The sequence below is a fragment of the Burkholderia sp. Bp9004 genome (assembly GCF_003858025.1).
GTDB classification, from domain to species: domain Bacteria; phylum Pseudomonadota; class Gammaproteobacteria; order Burkholderiales; family Burkholderiaceae; genus Burkholderia; species Burkholderia diffusa.
Map to the genome: position 1 here is coordinate 80,801 of NZ_QTQD01000016.1, position 15,102 is coordinate 95,902.

Consider the following 15,102-nt stretch of genomic DNA (forward strand, 5'->3'; position numbering starts at 1 on the left):
AGCGGGACGACTGAGCCGCTCGGACGAGCGGACGGACAATGACACGATGCGATTATCGGGACCGGGGCCCGACTCCGATCGACTGAAAAGAGCGGGGTTTCCCCCGTACTTTCGCGGCTTTGGCGCGCGCCGCGCTGCTATCCTTTTTCGCGATCCGGCATGGTGCGCGTCGTGCGGCGCCCGTCGGAGCGCCCGGTGCGTCCGGGTCTCTACTCTCATATGTCTGGGGACAGCATGGCTGCCAACGTCAGCGGAATCGGTTCGGTGTTGCAACAGATGCAGGCGATGGCCGCGCAGGCGAGCGGCGGGGTCGCGAGCCCGACGGCGGCGCTCGCCGGTTCGGGCGCGGCGACGGCCGGCACGTTCGCGAGCGCGATGAAGGCGTCGCTGGACAAGATCAGCGGCGACCAGAAGCACGCGCTCGGCGAGGCGCAGGCGTTCGAGGTCGGCGCGGCGAACGTGTCGCTGAACGACGTGATGGTCGACATGCAGAAGGCCAACATCGGTTTCCAGTTCGGGCTCCAGGTCCGCAACAAGCTCGTGAGCGCCTACAACGACATCATGCAGATGTCCGTGTGACGGGCCCGGCAACCCGGGACGGCCAGCCGGCGATGGACATCCGCGGGCGGCCGACCGGCGACGCGCCCGGTGAGCGGCCTGCCGGTCCGGCCGGCGGCCCGTGCGCCTAAAGCTTTTCAATTCCCTTCCGATAACTCTGGAAGAAGGCCGCGTCATGCATTGCAGGGAGGCGGCCACCGCATAGCCAACGCAACACAAGGAGAAGCGCATGTTTTCCCCAGGACACGCTGGAGCCAGTGCATACGCGCGTGTCGGCGTCGAGACGGGGGTGATGGGCGCCTCCCCGCACCGGCTGATCGCGATGCTGTACCAGGGCGCGCGCCAGGCCATCGCGCTCGCGCGCATGCATCTGCAGCAGGGCAACGTGCCCGCACGCGGCGAAGCGATCGGCAAGGCGATCGGGATCGTCGAGAGCGGCCTGCAGGCATCGCTGAACCGCGACGCGGGGGGCCAGATCGCCGGGCGCCTCGACGCGCTGTACACGTATATCGGCCGGCGCCTGCTGGAAGCCAACATGCACGCGAGCGACGCGATGCTGGTCGAGGTCGACGGGTTGCTCGCGACGCTCGAGGAAGCGTGGACGGGTATCGCTCCGGAAGTCGCACGCATGGCCGCGCAACAGGCGGCGGGCGCGGCACGATGAATCTCAAGGCCGAATACTTCGCACGCTACGAGGCGCTCGCGGCCGTTTCGGGCCGCATGCTGTCCGCGGCGCGCGGCGCGGAGTGGAGCGCGCTGCCGGAGTTGCAGGCCGAATTCCTGCGTCTCGTCGATGGGCTGAAGGAGGCCGATCCGGGCGTCGCGCTCGACCAGGCCGACCTCGGTCGCAAGCTCGGGCTGATCCGCCGCATCCTCGCCGACGACGCCGCGATCCGCGATCTCGCGAGTCCGGAAGTCGCCCGGCTGTCCGCGCTGTTCGAGGCGCGGCGCTCGACCCAGGTATTGACCGATCTCTACCGCGCTCGCGGGTAGTGCCCGTTTGCCGGGGCGGCGGTTGCCGCCTGCCCGGCTTCCCAACGATGTGGCTGAGGTGAGCAGGCTCCGATCATGACCGGTATCGACTCCGTTGCGGCCGCCCTGCTGGCGAGTCGCCTCGACAGCCTGCTGACCGGCTCCGTGACGGCGCCCGCTGGCGGCGGCGCGACCGCGCAGGTCGGCACGCCGGGCGCCGGCGCGTCGTCGCCGTCTTCGACCGGGGCCCCGCCGGCGGCACCACCGGCATCCGCGCAGACCGCGCTGTCCGAGGTCGCGCTCGTGCTCGACGCGATCTCGCGCTCGGGCGGCATCGCGACGCCCGTGATCGCCGGGCGCACGCCGCTGCTGGCCGATCCTGCCGTGTTGCTGAGCACGGCGGCGGCCGTGCCGCCGGACGGGCAGCCGGCCGCCGGTCCGGCTGCGTCCGCCGCCACGCTTTCCACTGCAACGCCTGCGTCTGACGTCGCGGCCGCGCGCGATGCGGCGGCCGCGCCGCCCGTCGCGGCGCTGCGTGCGGCGCTCGCGCAGGCCGTGAGCGAAAGCGGCCTCTTTTACGAATCCCATCTCGCGCAGTGGCTGGCCGGCCAGCGCCCGCTCGCCGCGCTGATGCGCGAACCGCAGGCGCGGCTCACGACCGCGCCGGTGCAGCCCGCCCCGGATGCCGCGCAGCAGGACGCACCCGACGTGCTCGACGAACTGCTCGCGCAGCGCCTGCCGCTACCGACGACAGCGCGAACGGCCACGCAGCCGGGCACGCCCGCGTCCGGCGGTGCGGTGCCGCGCGAGCTTGCACAGAACGCGGCTGCCGCCACTCGGCAAGGTGCGGCGTCGGCCACGGCCGCGACGACCGACCCGCTCGGCGACCGCCCCGACACGCGCTGGACGCCCGCGCGCGCCGAACTGGCCGCCGCGTCGGCCGATCCGCAGGCGCAGGCACCGGCTCCCGTGCATCCGGCCGCCGTGCCGATCGTCCGGCAGCAGCTCGATGCGCTCGCGACCGACCAATTCCGCTGGGCGGGCGAGGCGTGGCCCGGGGCGCGCCTCGACTGGACGATCGAGCCCGACGATCCGGGCGGCCACGCGTCGCGCGGCGGCGACGATGCAGGAAGCGGGATCGCATGGCGCACGCGGCTGACGCTCACGTTACCGTCGCTCGGCACGGTCGACGCGGAGCTGGTGCTCAATGGCGCGCAACTCGTCGCGCGACTGCGCGCGAATTCGGCCGGCGCCGACCGGCTCACGCGGAACGAGGCCGCGCTGCGGCAGCGGTTCGAGGGATCGGGGCTGCAGCTCGGCGGACTGTCGATCCGTGCGGTCGGCGACGAACCGGACGGCTTCGACCCGCTCGTCGCGCAGGCGGCAGCCGCCGCGTATGCGCGCAGCGCGGCGGGCGGCACGCCGGGCGCCGACGACGAGGTGCCGCGATGAGCATGGCGTCCCGCAAGCGCGCGACCGCGCTCGTCTACGATCCGAAGGGGGGCGATACCGCGCCGCGCGTGGTTGCGAAGGGGTACGGCCTGCTCGCCGAGATGATCGTCGCTCGTGCGCGGGATGCCGGGCTGTACGTGCATACCGCGCCGGAGATGGTGTCGCTGCTGATGCAGGTCGATCTCGACGACCGGATTCCGCCGCAGCTTTACCAGGCCGTCGCGGATTTGCTGGCATGGCTGTACGCGCTCGATCGGACCGAGCCCGGGCCGGGCGACGTCGCCCCGCATTTTCCACTACCGCCGCTGCGCCGCTGAGCGTTCGCCGGCCCGTTTTTCTTGCGAGATGTTGTCACAGTCTTTCACAATCATTTCGCCGGCATTTCCTTCTATTGACCTGGATTGGCGTGGAATCCGCGCGCTTCGTCGGTTATCGCCTGATATTCTTGTCGGCCGACGTTCGCCGTGGGATTGAGCGGGCGCGTCATTTGTGTAATGATATCCATTCTCATTTTCATGTTATCCGGGCGGCGCGCGTTTTTCGTGCGCTGCCCGTTGCTTTGAACGAATGGATACTCTCGCGTGAACGCGCCCGAAACGATCGCCCCGCCGCAGGCGGGCAGGCCCCCAGCGGGCGTCACCGTGCTGCATCCGGCCGCACGAACCCTGAGCGACGCCGAACTGGCGACGCGCCGCCGGCGCTCGCGCCGCGCGACCTTCATCAAATGGCTGCGCAAGGTGCATGGCTGGGTCGGGCTCTGGGGCGCGGTGCTCGGCCTGCTGTTCGGCGTGACGGGCGTGCTGCTCAACCACCGTGCGCCGCCGCTGAAGATCCCGACCGGCGAACCGCAGGTCGAGCAGATGCAGATCGCGTTGCCGGATCCGGCGCCGAAGTCGCCGGCCGCGATGACGAAGTGGCTGCAGCACGAACTGTACTTCGACGGCCGGCCGGGCCGCGTGCGCAAGGAGCCTGCGCAGCCGGTCGCCTGGGGCGACAAGCGCGTGATGCAGCCGGAGCACTGGCAGATGGGCCTGTTCGGTCCGCACCAGAGCCTGCAGGCCGAATATTGGGTCGGCAATGGCTACGTATCGGTGAAGCGCACCGGCAATACGTTCCTGACCACGCTGAACAACCTGCATCGCGGCGTCGGCATGAATCTCGGCTGGGTGTTGCTGATGGACACGATCGCCGGTTCGCTGATCCTGTTGTCGCTGACGGGCGTGCTGCTGTGGACGGAGTTGAACAAGCGCCGCACGGTCGGCGTCGTGCTGGTGGCAGGCTCCGTCGCCGCGGCGCTCGCCGCGGGTCTCGCCTGACTTGACCATCGACGTGCGCCGGTTGTCCGCCGGCGCATGACGGCGCCCGGCACGGCCATGCGCCACGGGGCAACCAGCTTCAGAGGCCGCAGGTCGCGCCGCTGTTCGCCGCGATCTCGCGGGCGGCCTTCGCGCCCTCGACCTGCAGGATCGTCGGCAGCGACACGTTGTTCTTCGCGGCCGTGATCTCGGCGAGGATCGAGATCGCGATTTCCGGCGGCGTGCGGCTGCCGATGTAGATGCCGGCCGGCCCGTGCAGCCGCGCCAGTTCCGCCTCGCTCAGGTCGAATTCGAGCAGCCGCTCGCGCCGGGCGGCGTTGTTGCGCCGCGAGCCGAGCGCGCCCACGTAGAACGCGGGCGTCTTCAGTGCCTCCATCAGCGCGAGATCGTCGAGCTTCGGGTCGTGCGTGAGCGCGATCACGGCCGAACGCGCGTCGAGTTTCATGTCGAGCACCGTGTCGTCGGGCATCGTGTGTACGACGCGCGTGCCCGTCACGTCCCACGCATCCGTGTACTCCTCGCGCGGATCGCAGACCGTCACCTGATAATCGAGCCCGACCGCGATCTGGCACAGATAGCGCGACAACTGCCCCGCGCCGATCACGAGCATCCGGTAGCGCGGCCCGTGTATCGTCACGAGCCGGTCGCCGTCGAACGCGAGCCCGTCGGTCGCCTGCGCGGGCGACAGCGACGCGCGGCCGGTCGCGAGCGTCATCGTGCGCGTGACGAGGCGGCCGGCCTCGACTTCCGCGCACAGCGCGGCGATCCCGCTGTCGGGCGTGAGCGGCTCCAGCACGAGCTGGATCGTGCCGCCGCAGGGCAGCCCGAAGCGGTGTGCTTCCTCGGCCGTCACGCCGTACTTGACGGCTTCCGGGCGTGCATCGGCCGCGATCCCGCTCGCATGCACGCGGGCGATCAGGTCGTCCTCGATGCAGCCGCCTGACACGGAGCCGACCACGAGGCCGTCCTCGCGCACCGCGAGCATCGCGCCCTCGGGGCGGGGTGACGAACCCCACGTCTTCACGACCGTCACGAGCAGCACGCGGCGCCCTTCGTCGAGCCAGCGCGCGCTGGATTTCAGTACATCGAGATCGACGCTTTCCATCATTCCGTTCCTGTTGCCGGACGGCCCGCCGGGCCGGGCCATCGTTCGATGGCCGGATTATGAACCGCCCGGCGCGCGCGTGCTGGCAGCGCGCAAATCGTGCAGGCAAATCCGGACGATCGGGCAAGAAATCGCGACGATCGGGCAGCGATCGGGTGCGGGCGGGGCGCGGCGGCGCGTGTGGTGCGTGTGGTGCGCCACGCTCTAGGGGCGCCGATGGCCGGGCGGGCTCCGGCGGGGAGGGGGCGCCCACGGGGCCGGTGACGGCCCGGCGTGGCGTCGTGCCGCTGCGCGCGGCGTGCGCGCGCAGCGACGGTGGTCAATGCGCGTCGTGCTGACCGTGCGCGAGCTTCGAGTGGTGCCGCGAATACAGGAAGTAGATCACGAGGCCGATGACGAGCCAGATGCCGAACGCGGCCCACGTGACGGGTTGCAGGTTCAGCATCAGGAACAGGCACGCGCCGACCGCGAGGATCGGCACCACCGGCACGCCCGGGCAGCGGAATGCGCGCGGCAGTTCCGGGTGCGTGCGGCGCAGCACCAGCACCGCGATCGACACCATCGAGAACGCGGCGAGCGTGCCGATGTTGATCAGCTCGGCGAGCACGTTGAGCGGCACGAGCGCGGCGATCAGCCCGAAGAACAGGCCGACGAGCCAGGTCGTCAGGAACGGCGTCGCGTAGCGCGGATGCACGCGCGACAGCGCCGCCGGCAGCAGCCCGTCGCGCGACATCGCGAAGATGATGCGCGTCTGGCCGTAGCTCATCACGAGGATCACGGTCAGCATGCCGAGCACCGCGCCGAGATCGATGAAGCCCGCGACCCACTTCTCGCCGGCGATCTGCAGCGCATACGAGATCGGGTGCGACACGTTCGCGTACTGCGCCGACGGCACGATGCCGGTCGCGACCGCCGCGACCGTCACGTACAGCACCGCGCACACCGCGAGCGACGCGATGATGCCGATCGGCAGGTCGCGTTTCGGATTCTTCACTTCCTCGGCCGCCGACGACACCGCGTCGAAGCCGATGAACGCGAAGAACATCACGGCCGCCGCGCCGAACACGCCGTTCCAGCCGTGCGGCATGAACGGTTTCCAGTTCGCTGGCGTGACGTGGAAGACGCCGACCGCGATCACGAGCAGCACGACCGACACCTTGATGAACACCATGATGTTGTTGATGCGGGTCGACTCGCGGATGCCGATCGACAGCAGCGTCGTGATCACCACCATCACGAGGAACGCCGGCAGGTTGAACCACGTGACGACGCCCGGAATCGCGCCGGGCGCGGCCGTCAGCACGGTCGGCAGCGTGAGCCCGAAGCCCTGCAGCAGCGACTGCAGGTAGCCCGACCAGCCGACCGACACGGCCGACGCCGCGAGGCCGTATTCGAGCATCAGGTCCCAGCCGATGATCCAGGCGACGAGCTCGCCGAGCGTCGCGTACGAGTACGTGTAGATCGAGCCCGCGACCGGAATCGTCGACGCGAATTCGGCGTACGACAGCGCCGCGAGGCCGCACGCGATCGCGGCGATCACGAACGACAGCATCAGCGCGGGGCCGGCCTGCACGGCGCCCGTGCCGGTCAGCACGAAGATGCCGGTGCCGATGATCGCGCCGATGCCGAGGAAGGTGAGGTCGATTGCGCCGAGCGCTTTCTTGAGCCCGGCGCCGTGTGCGCCGGCGATCATGCGATCGACGTTTTTCTTGCGGAAGAGGGACATTGCGGATGAGTCTCCAGCGCGCGCGAGCGCGGCGGCGCCGAGTGAGTGAAAACCCGTAATTTTAGCCGATTTGGCGTGGAAGACCCGCTGCGGCGCAGCGGCGCGCTCGGGAATCGTCCGATAAAACAAGCGCTTGTGTGCGTCGTTCGGCGCACCGGGCCCGGCGCGGAGCCGGCCGGCGCGGCGAGGACGATGAATCAGGCGCCCGACGCGGGCGCCATGTCGACGAGCCGGTTGCTCATCACGTAGAACGTCAGTTCCGCGTTGTTCGACAGCCGCATCTTCTCGAGCAGCCGCGACCGGTACACGCTGACCGTCTTCACCGACAGCGACAGCGTGTTCGCGATGTCGGTGAGGCGCTTGCCCGACGCCAGCATGCAGAGCGTCTGGTATTCGCGGTCGGACAGCTTCTCGTGCGGCAGCGGTTCGTTCTCGAACGACACGTATTCGGCAAGCGCCTCGGCCATCGCCGGGCTCACGTACTTGCGGCCGGCCGCGACCTGCTGGATCGCGCCGATCATCTGCGCGGCATTCACCGTCTTCGACAGGTAGCCTGCCGCGCCGGCCTTCAGCGCGCGCACCGCGTACTGGTCCTCGCGATACATCGAGAACATCAGCACCGGCGCGCCCGGCAGCTTGCGCTTGATGCGCTTGAGCACCTCGATGCCGTTCGTGTCCGGCAAGGAGATGTCGAGCAGGATCACGTCGAAGGCCTGGCGGTCGACGGCGGCCACCGCATCGCTGCCGGTCTCGGCTTCGGTCACGTTACGCGCGATGCCGCGGTCGATCAGCAGATGGCGGATCCCTTGCCGGACGATCGCGTGATCGTCCACGAGCAGGATGTTCAGGCTCATGAGGGCCTCACGAAAGCGATGCGCGGCGCGCGGCCGCCGGCTCCGCGAACAGCGAGTCCCACGCGAAGCGCGCGGTGACGCGCGTGCCGCGGCCTGCTTCCGGTGCGCTCGCGTCGAAGCTGCCGCCGAACGCCTCGCAGCGTGCGCGCATTCCGGCGAGACCGTAGCCGGTGCGCCGGCTACGTGCAAGACCGGTCCCATCGTCGGTGACGATCAGGGACATATGCGAGTCGTCGGTGTCGATCTGCACGTCGACGGATGTCGCGCGCGCATGCTTCGCGACGTTCGACAGCGCTTCCTGCGCGACGCGGAAGATGGCGAGCGCGCCGGCGCCGCCGAGTTGCGTGAGTCGCGCGTCGGCCGCGCAGACGAAGCTCGTGCGCAGGCCGGTGCGGGCCGTGTGGCTGTCGACCCACGTCGACAGGGCGCCGACGACGCCGCCGTCGAGTGCCGGCGTGTCGCGCTCGTCGATCAGCTGGCGGTTGGCGTCGGTGGCGGAGTCGAGCGCCTGCTGCGCCAGCTCGAGCGCGCGCAGGCAGCCGTCCGGCGCATCGGCCGGCAGCCACGTTTGAACGTTTGCCAGCGCGAAACGCGCGGCGGTGAGTTCGGCGCCGAGTCCGTCATGCAGTTCGCCGGCGAGATGGCGGCGGGCCGCCTCGTCGGCAACCATCAGCTGGAGGGACAGCGCCGCGATCCGGGCGGCGGACGTGTCGTGTTCGGGCAGGGCTTCGGCCACGGGCGCGGGCGCGGCTGCGTCGCAGTCGAGCGGCTGCGACGGGAACGGGGCGTGAGCGCCCGTGGGCGCATTGAGCGACGTAACCATGACTCTCCCTGCTATCAGAAAGCGGTTCGGACACCGGCTGGCTGCCTGGATCGGCTGCCGTTTCGATGACGGCAGCCGCCAGAGAATCGCCCCGTACCGAGGTAACAAAAGTTACATCTTGTAACGTTTGAGTCCGACCCTCCAATGGTCGCCGAATCGGCGACCGCGCGGGGCGAATAATATCTCAAAAATTTGGAAAACGTCATGCCAGGCGGACATTTAAGGGTAAATGTGAATAATCCGAGTGAAGCTGTTGTAGGAAAAACACTGACACGGAAGCACCTGGATGGTGCGTATCAAAATGTAACGATTTGCCATGGAATGATCGTGGTTTGTTACGAATTCGCCAAGTAGGGGCGAAAAAAAACCGGAGCTATTGCTCCGGTTCTTGATGCTGCACAAATTCGGGGATCGATCAGTCCACGAATGCGCGTTCGATCACGTAGTGACCCGGCGCGCTGTTCTTGCCTTCGACCAGGCCGGCCTGCTTCAGCAGGTCCGTCGTGTCCTTCAGCATCGCGGTGCTGCCGCACAGCATCACGCGGTCGTTTTCCGGCGAGAACGCCGGCACGCCGAGGTCCGTGAACAGCTTGCCCGTCGCGATCAGGTCGGTGATCCGGCCCTCGTTGTCGAACGCCTCGCGCGTGACCGTCGGGTAGTAGACGAGCTTTTCCTTGATGATGTCGCCGAGGTACTCGTGGCCCGGCAGGTCGTGCTTGATGTAGTCCATGTACGCCAGCTCGCCCTTCAGGCGGCAGGTGTGCGTCAGGATGACCTTGTCGAAGCGTTCGTAGATGTCCGGGTCGCGGATGATCGACATGAATGGGGCGAGGCCCGTGCCGGTCGACAGCATCCACAGCGTCTTGCCGGGCAGCAGGTTGTCGGCGACGAGCGTGCCGGTCGGCTTCTTGCCGATCAGCACCGAGTCGCCCACCTTCAGGTGCTGCAGGCGCGACGTCAGCGGGCCGTTCTGGACCTTGATGCTGAAGAATTCGAGGTGCTCTTCGTAGTTCGGGCTGACGATCGAGTAGGCACGCGCGAGCGGCTTGCCGTCGACCTCGAGGCCGACCATCGTGAATTCGCCGTTGTTGAAGCGCAGGCTCGGCTCACGGGTGCAGGTGAAGCTGAAAAGCGTGTCGGTCCAGTGATGGACGGATTGGACGGTGGCGGTGTCGTATTTGCTCATGGCTTTGAAAACGGACGCGCGTAGCGGACGCGTGTAACGGGCCCAAAAACGGGCAAAAAACCGAGTGCGTCGGCCCGATCGCGGATCGGCCGGCCGGCGCGTCGGACACGCGCCTTCTCGATGACAGACGATTGAGGAACTGGTTATTTTACCCTGCTTGGGGCAGATGCGGGCTTGACCCGCGCGGCTGCGCGGATTTGGCGCAACGAAATCTTGCAACCGGCTTTCAGCGATCGGCCGCGAGCTTCGCGCCCAGGCCGACGAGCGCGGTGCCGCACAGCGCGTCGATAGCCGCGCTGCGCACGCGGGCTCGCGAACAGGAACGCGACGCACGAATACTCATGGCGGGCGCGGCGGCGGGCCGGCAAATCGCTACTCTAGCGCGCAGCCCTGCTGCCGCGCTACCGCGTCACTGCGGATCGAGGCGCAGCCGCGCGATATACGGCAGGTGGTCCGACAGCCACGCGGTTTCGCCGGACGGCGCCTGCCATTCGAGCGGCGTCAGCCCGCGCACGAACATCTTGTCGAGCGCGAGCGCCGGGGAGAACGCGGGGAACGTGCGGCCCGACTGGCCGAGCAGCGTCGCGACCTCGGACAGCCCGATCTCGCCGAACAGCGCGACCGAATCGTTGCGCCAGTCGTTGAAGTCGCCGGCGAGCACGAGCGGGTCGTCGCCCGCGTTGCGCACGATCCAGTGCGCGATCCAGTGCATCTGGCGCAGCCGCGCCGCGCGCGTGAGCGCGAGGTGCGCGCACAGCAGCGTGACGGGCCGTGCGCCCGCGAGCGTCGCGCGCGCAACCAGCAGCCCGCGCCGCTCGAAGCGGTGCGCGGAGATGTCCCAGCGGCCGCCGAGGTCGAGCGGATGCGGCGACAGGATCGCGTTGCCGTGCCGCCACGACGGCTTGAACACGTTCGGTCCGAGCGCGATCTGCCAGTCGAGCGCCTGCGCGATCTCGGTGGCCTGGCAGTGCCACACGTCGTCGACCGTGTCGTCCATCGGCGCGCCGAAGCCGGGGGCGAGCATCGGGCGCGGCATGCGGCGCGCCATCGCCTCCTGCAGGAAATACACGTCCGCGTGCGTCGACTGCATCCAGTTGCGCATCGCGTTCCATGCGGTGAAGCCGAGCGGCGAGCGGCCCTTGTGCAGGTTCCAGCTGACCGCGGTGATTTCGTCGGGCGCGGCGTGCGGCTCGGCGAACGGCAAGGACAGGGCGTCGGCGGACATGGCGCTCAGTCCTTCGTGACGTGCGCGCGCACGCGGTAGACGAGATGCGGGCGCTGCTCGACGAGCGTCCAGTCGGTCCATGCGTCGCCGCCGACCGACAGGCCCGGATGGCTCGCGACGATCTGCCGCGGCGACGCGGGCAGGCACGGATCGCTGCGCGTCGCGTTTTCGTCGTCGAGGGTTTCCTGCACGTCGAGCGCGAGCGACACCGTGTGCGCGGCGTCGTCGACGGTGAGCGGCGCGACCGTCACCGAGCGCGAGCGCTCGGTCGGCACGACGCGCGCGGCATTGCCGCAGCCGACGGGCACGGCGGACGGGTAGCGATGGGTGTCGGTACGGGTTTGACCCACGGTGGTGCGTTGCTGGAACGTGTCGATCGTCTGACCGTCGCGCACCACCTGGATCTCCCACGCGACGACGGCCGGTGTGGGGCTCTGCGCATGGGCCGCGAGCGCGGCGCTCGCGAGCAGGACGGCCAGGCCGTGTTTCAGCATGAAACTTCTCCGGAAACGCGGGGTAGCGGGGAACGGACGCACATCTTACGCCCGATGGATCGGGACGGTGGTGTGACAGGACGTATCGCCGCAGGTTCGCAGCACGATCCGGTCCTGATCGAAAGGTAGGTCCGCGTCATGCGTTTTCAAGCGAAAAAGCGCGCGAACTCGGCGACGCTCGCGCGCTCGGTGACGAGACGGTTCTCGATCGCATCCGGGTCCGCATGGCCGAGCGACATCCCGCAGACGAGCTGCTCATTGGGCGGCATCCCGAGATGCTCGGCGATGATCCGGTGGAACGGCACGAACGCGGCCTGCGGGCAGGTGTCGAGGCCGCGTGCGCGCGCGGCCGTCATCACGCCCTGCAGGAACATTCCGCAGTCGAGCCATGCGCCGTGCGTCATCACGCGGTCGAGCGTGAAGAACAGCGCGACGGGCGCATCGAAGAAGCGGAAGTTGCGCGCATGCTGCGCGTGCATGCGGGCTTTTTCGTCGCGGCCGATGTTCAACAGACCATACAGGTCCCAGCCGACCTTGCGGCGCCGGTCGATATACGGCGACACCCATTCGCGCGGATAGTAGTCGTACTCGGCGACGTATTTCTCGTCGCGCGCCGGATCGTCGTACGCGGCGCTCAGGGCCGCGGCGAGTGCGTCGCGGGTCGCGCCGGTCGCGACGTACACGCGCCACGGCTGGATGTTGGTGCCCGACGGCGCGCGGCTCGCGGCTTCGAGGATCGCCTCGAGCGTGTCGCGCGGCACGGGCGTCGGCAGGAACGCGCGAATCGCGCGGCGCGACTTGAGCGCGGAGTCGACGGCGTCGATCGCATCGGTGTCGGCGCGCGGGACGGCAGCAGGGATGGACATCGGCATACCTTCGAAACGAAGCGCACGGCGCCGCGCGGGCACCGTGGCATGGCCGGCGCGGCGGCCGGTGAATCATCGATCATACGCCGCACCGCGCGGCGCTGCAGTGTGCGCGTGGTGTTAGCAGCAGACCGGGGCGGCTGCTTGCTTGCACGCCGGTGCGGGATCGCTACACTGAAATCGTAAGGGTCTGATGATCGTGTGACGGTAGCGGTAGCGAGGTTGGTATGACGACGGCGATGGTGAAACAGGAACTGGCGGTAGCGTCCTTGAGCACGGTGTACGACCTCGAGCAGGTCGAGACCGCGTTGAACGACTTGAACGAGAGCGCGAGCGACGCACTGCGCGCCACCTACGAGCGGATGCTCAAGACCGGCAATCTGCGCTTTTGCGTGAAGCCGAACCGGATGCCGTCATTCGACGAACTCGGCGGCGCGCTGCCCAATTTCACCGAGCCGCTCGACGACGTGCGCAAGCAGGTCGCGCTGTGCCTCGAGACGGACGACCGGCTCGAACTGATGCCGATCCTGCTGCTCGGGCCGCCCGGCATCGGCAAGACGCATTTCGCGAAGGCGCTCGCGCAACTGCTCGGCACCGCGTATCACTACGTGCCGATGAGTTCGCTGACGGCCGGCTGGATCCTGTCGGGCGCATCGTCGCAATGGAAGAACGCGAAGCCCGGCAAGGTGTTCGAGGCGCTCGTCAACGGCAGCTATGCGAACCCGGTGATCGCGGTCGACGAGATCGACAAGGCCGGCAGCGACGCGCAATACGATCCGCTCGGCGCGCTGTACGCGTTGCTCGAGCACGACACCGCGCGCGCGTTCGTCGACGAATTCGCCGAAGTGCCGATCAATGCGGGCAACGTGATCTGGGTCGCGACCGCGAACGATGCGCAGGCGATTCCGGAGCCGCTGCTGAACCGGATGAACGTGTACGAGATCGCGCCGCCGGACGCGGCCGGCGCGCGCCGTATCGCGCAGACGATCTACGACGAGATCCGCACGTCGCACGCGTGGGGGCGGCGCTTCCCCGACACGCTCGACGACGACGCGCTCGACGTGCTGGCCGCGACGCCGCCGCGCACGATGCGCCGTGCGCTGCTGCATGCGTTCGGCGCCGCGCGGCTCGGCGGCCGCGACGTGATCGCGCCGTCCGACATCCGCGCCGACGAGGGCGCGACGAAGCGCCGGCCGATCGGATTCTGAGCCGGCCGCGCGCGCCTCGCCGCGTGGCGCGTGCAGGCCGATACGGAGACGTTCGGCAAGCGGGCGGACCGGGACGTACAATTCCCTTCTCTCCCCTCGATGCGCAAGCGGCGCGAAACGCCATGGAGCAGACGGACTGTGTGGTGATCGGCGCGGGTGTCGTCGGCCTTGCGATTGCGCGGGAACTGGCCGCGCGCGGGCACGAAACCATCGTGCTCGAGGCGGCCGACGCGATCGGCACGGGCACGAGCTCGCGCAACAGCGAGGTGATTCATGCGGGGCTCTATTACCCGCGCGGTTCGCTGAAGGCGCTGTCGTGCGTGCACGGGCGCGACCTGTTGTACGAGTTCTGCGAGACACGCCACGTGCCGCACCGGCGTGTGGGCAAGCTGCTCGTCGCGACGAGCGCCGCGCAGGTGAAGCAGTTGAAGGCGATCGCCGCGCGCGCGGCGGAAAACGGCGTGCTCGATCTGATGCCGCTCACGCGTGCCGAGGCGCAGACGCTCGAGCCCGCGCTCGAATGCGCGGAGGCGCTGTTCTCGCCGAGCACAGGTATCGTGGACAGCCACCAGCTGATGCTGGCGCTGCTCGGCGACGCCGAGCGCGACGGCGCGATGTGCGCGGTGAAATCCCCGGTCGAATCGATCGACGTGCTGCGCGGCGGCCGCTTCGTGGTGCGTACCGGCGGCGACGCGCCGACCGAAATCGAGGCCGCGTGCGTGATCAACAGCGCGGGCCTCGGCGCGCAGGCGCTCGCGCGCCGCACGCGCGGGCTCGACCCGCGCTGGGTGCCGCCGCTCTATCTCGCGCGCGGCAACTACTTCAGCCTGTCCGGGCGCGCGCCGTTCTCGCACCTCGTCTATCCGATGCCCGACCGCGCCGGGCTCGGCGTGCATCTTACGCTCGACCTGGCCGGGCAGGCCCGTTTCGGCCCGGACGTCGAGTGGGTCGATGCGTTGCGCTACGAAGTCGATCCGGCGCGCGCACCGGCGTTCTACGCGTCGATCCGCACATACTGGCCAGGGCTACCCGACGATGCGCTGCAGCCGGCCTATGCGGGGATCCGGCCGAAGCTCGCGGGGCCCGGCGAGCCGCCGGCCGACTTCATCGTGCAGGGCGCGGCGCAGCACGGCGTGCGCGGGCTCGTGAACCTGTTCGGCATCGAGTCGCCGGGGCTGACCGCGTCGCTCGCGCTCGCGCAGCGCGTCGGCGACATGACGTCGCATGGGTGACGCACGCGGCCCGCATTCGTGCGGACCAGCCGTGTGAATTCCGTGTGAGCTCCCGTGTGAAATCCCTTATCTCCGGCATTTCGGC

At 69.0% G+C, this 15,102-nt stretch carries 16 protein-coding genes and 1 pseudogene; 8 read left to right on the forward strand and 9 right to left on the reverse strand.

From position 1 onward, the window contains the following. Nucleotides 1-234: 234 nt before the first annotated feature. The 6 genes from fliE to DIE08_RS18760 all read left to right on the forward strand — a co-directional run bounded on the left by fliE (nt 235) and on the right by DIE08_RS18760 (nt 4,298). The gene (gene fliE, locus DIE08_RS18735; protein WP_059448462.1) at nt 235-579 is read left to right on the forward strand and encodes a flagellar hook-basal body complex protein FliE; all 345 of its coding nucleotides are present in this window, start codon (nt 235-237) and stop codon (nt 577-579) included. A gap of 208 nt (nt 580-787) precedes the next feature. Next, entirely contained in the window at nt 788-1,222 is a 435-nt protein-coding gene (gene fliS / locus DIE08_RS18740) for a flagellar export chaperone FliS (RefSeq protein WP_059535013.1), read from the forward strand. Beyond that, the gene (locus DIE08_RS18745; protein ID WP_059607422.1) at nt 1,219-1,551 is read left to right on the forward strand and encodes a flagellar protein FliT; all 333 of its coding nucleotides are present in this window, start codon (nt 1,219-1,221) and stop codon (nt 1,549-1,551) included. The genes fliS and DIE08_RS18745 overlap by 4 nt, the downstream gene beginning before the upstream one ends. Nucleotides 1,552-1,626: 75 nt before the next feature. Further along, on the forward strand, nt 1,627-2,982 hold the full coding sequence (locus DIE08_RS18750) for a flagellar hook-length control protein FliK (RefSeq protein ID WP_124902930.1): 1,356 nt from the start codon (nt 1,627-1,629) through the stop codon (nt 2,980-2,982). Beyond that, on the forward strand, nt 2,979-3,299 hold the full coding sequence (locus DIE08_RS18755) for an EscU/YscU/HrcU family type III secretion system export apparatus switch protein (RefSeq protein WP_124626981.1): 321 nt from the start codon (nt 2,979-2,981) through the stop codon (nt 3,297-3,299). The genes DIE08_RS18750 and DIE08_RS18755 overlap by 4 nt, the downstream gene beginning before the upstream one ends. Before the next feature lie 264 nt (nt 3,300-3,563). Next, the gene (locus DIE08_RS18760; RefSeq protein ID WP_124902932.1) at nt 3,564-4,298 is read left to right on the forward strand and encodes a PepSY-associated TM helix domain-containing protein; all 735 of its coding nucleotides are present in this window, start codon (nt 3,564-3,566) and stop codon (nt 4,296-4,298) included. A 79-nt stretch (nt 4,299-4,377) separates the two neighbouring features. On the opposite strand, the gene DIE08_RS18765 is transcribed toward DIE08_RS18760, so the two are convergent. The 9 genes and pseudogenes from DIE08_RS18765 to DIE08_RS18805 form a co-directional block, all read right to left on the reverse strand. Beyond that, a complete protein-coding gene (locus tag DIE08_RS18765) occupies nt 4,378-5,403 on the reverse strand; it encodes an XdhC family protein (RefSeq protein ID WP_059607548.1) in 1,026 nt (341 codons plus the stop codon). A 319-nt stretch (nt 5,404-5,722) separates the two neighbouring features. After that, entirely contained in the window at nt 5,723-7,129 is a 1,407-nt protein-coding gene (locus DIE08_RS18770; protein WP_124902934.1) for an amino acid permease, read from the reverse strand. A 197-nt stretch (nt 7,130-7,326) separates the two neighbouring features. After that, nucleotides 7,327-7,983 (reverse strand): response regulator transcription factor RqpR, encoded by a 657-nt coding sequence (gene rqpR, locus DIE08_RS18775; protein ID WP_059607410.1) that lies wholly within the window; start codon nt 7,981-7,983, stop codon nt 7,327-7,329. Between the two features lie 7 nt (nt 7,984-7,990). Then, nucleotides 7,991-8,806: a quorum system sensor histidine kinase RqpS gene (gene rqpS / locus DIE08_RS18780; RefSeq protein ID WP_124902936.1), complete on the reverse strand. Its 816-nt coding sequence runs from the start codon at nt 8,804-8,806 to the stop codon at nt 7,991-7,993. Nucleotides 8,807-9,221: 415 nt separating this feature from the next. Beyond that, complete coding sequence (locus tag DIE08_RS18785; protein ID WP_059535031.1) at nt 9,222-9,992, reverse strand: ferredoxin--NADP reductase; 771 nt, start codon at nt 9,990-9,992, stop codon at nt 9,222-9,224. Between the two features lie 226 nt (nt 9,993-10,218). Then, a pseudogene (locus DIE08_RS18790) lies at nt 10,219-10,330 on the reverse strand (LysE family translocator); the annotation flags it as partial. Between the two features lie 71 nt (nt 10,331-10,401). After that, nucleotides 10,402-11,217, reverse strand: a complete 816-nt coding sequence (locus DIE08_RS18795) for an endonuclease/exonuclease/phosphatase family protein (protein ID WP_059607406.1) — start codon at nt 11,215-11,217, stop codon at nt 10,402-10,404. A gap of 5 nt (nt 11,218-11,222) precedes the next feature. Next, the gene (locus tag DIE08_RS18800) at nt 11,223-11,711 is read right to left on the reverse strand and encodes a hypothetical protein (protein ID WP_124626973.1); all 489 of its coding nucleotides are present in this window, start codon (nt 11,709-11,711) and stop codon (nt 11,223-11,225) included. A gap of 146 nt (nt 11,712-11,857) precedes the next feature. After that, a complete protein-coding gene (locus DIE08_RS18805) occupies nt 11,858-12,577 on the reverse strand; it encodes a nitroreductase (RefSeq protein WP_124902938.1) in 720 nt (239 codons plus the stop codon). Between the two features lie 227 nt (nt 12,578-12,804). Between DIE08_RS18805 and DIE08_RS18810 the strand changes: the two genes are divergently transcribed. Next, nucleotides 12,805-13,785, forward strand: coding sequence for an AAA family ATPase (locus tag DIE08_RS18810; protein ID WP_059607402.1), 981 nt, complete (start codon nt 12,805-12,807; stop codon nt 13,783-13,785). A gap of 122 nt (nt 13,786-13,907) precedes the next feature. Then, on the forward strand, nt 13,908-15,017 hold the full coding sequence (locus DIE08_RS18815) for an NAD(P)/FAD-dependent oxidoreductase (RefSeq protein ID WP_124902940.1): 1,110 nt from the start codon (nt 13,908-13,910) through the stop codon (nt 15,015-15,017). Nucleotides 15,018-15,102 lie beyond the last annotated feature (85 nt).

What these genes read in the sequence shown, in the direction of transcription:
- fliS (WP_059535013.1), top strand. Translation starts at nt 788, where the DNA reads ATGTTTTCCCCAGGACACGCTGGAGCCAGTGCATACGCGCGTGTCGGC.
- fliE (WP_059448462.1), top strand. Translation starts at nt 235, where the DNA reads ATGGCTGCCAACGTCAGCGGAATCGGTTCGGTGTTGCAACAGATGCAG.
- DIE08_RS18750 (WP_124902930.1), top strand. Translation starts at nt 1,627, where the DNA reads ATGACCGGTATCGACTCCGTTGCGGCCGCCCTGCTGGCGAGTCGCCTC.
- DIE08_RS18800 (WP_124626973.1), bottom strand. Translation starts at nt 11,711, where the DNA reads ATGCTGAAACACGGCCTGGCCGTCCTGCTCGCGAGCGCCGCGCTCGCG.
- rqpS (WP_124902936.1), bottom strand. Translation starts at nt 8,806, where the DNA reads ATGGTTACGTCGCTCAATGCGCCCACGGGCGCTCACGCCCCGTTCCCG.
- DIE08_RS18795 (WP_059607406.1), bottom strand. Translation starts at nt 11,217, where the DNA reads ATGTCCGCCGACGCCCTGTCCTTGCCGTTCGCCGAGCCGCACGCCGCG.
- rqpR (WP_059607410.1), bottom strand. Translation starts at nt 7,983, where the DNA reads ATGAGCCTGAACATCCTGCTCGTGGACGATCACGCGATCGTCCGGCAA.
- DIE08_RS18785 (WP_059535031.1), bottom strand. Translation starts at nt 9,992, where the DNA reads ATGAGCAAATACGACACCGCCACCGTCCAATCCGTCCATCACTGGACC.
- DIE08_RS18805 (WP_124902938.1), bottom strand. Translation starts at nt 12,577, where the DNA reads ATGTCCATCCCTGCTGCCGTCCCGCGCGCCGACACCGATGCGATCGAC.
- DIE08_RS18815 (WP_124902940.1), top strand. Translation starts at nt 13,908, where the DNA reads ATGGAGCAGACGGACTGTGTGGTGATCGGCGCGGGTGTCGTCGGCCTT.
- DIE08_RS18755 (WP_124626981.1), top strand. Translation starts at nt 2,979, where the DNA reads ATGAGCATGGCGTCCCGCAAGCGCGCGACCGCGCTCGTCTACGATCCG.
- DIE08_RS18765 (WP_059607548.1), bottom strand. Translation starts at nt 5,403, where the DNA reads ATGGAAAGCGTCGATCTCGATGTACTGAAATCCAGCGCGCGCTGGCTC.
- DIE08_RS18770 (WP_124902934.1), bottom strand. Translation starts at nt 7,129, where the DNA reads ATGTCCCTCTTCCGCAAGAAAAACGTCGATCGCATGATCGCCGGCGCA.
- DIE08_RS18745 (WP_059607422.1), top strand. Translation starts at nt 1,219, where the DNA reads ATGAATCTCAAGGCCGAATACTTCGCACGCTACGAGGCGCTCGCGGCC.
- DIE08_RS18810 (WP_059607402.1), top strand. Translation starts at nt 12,805, where the DNA reads ATGACGACGGCGATGGTGAAACAGGAACTGGCGGTAGCGTCCTTGAGC.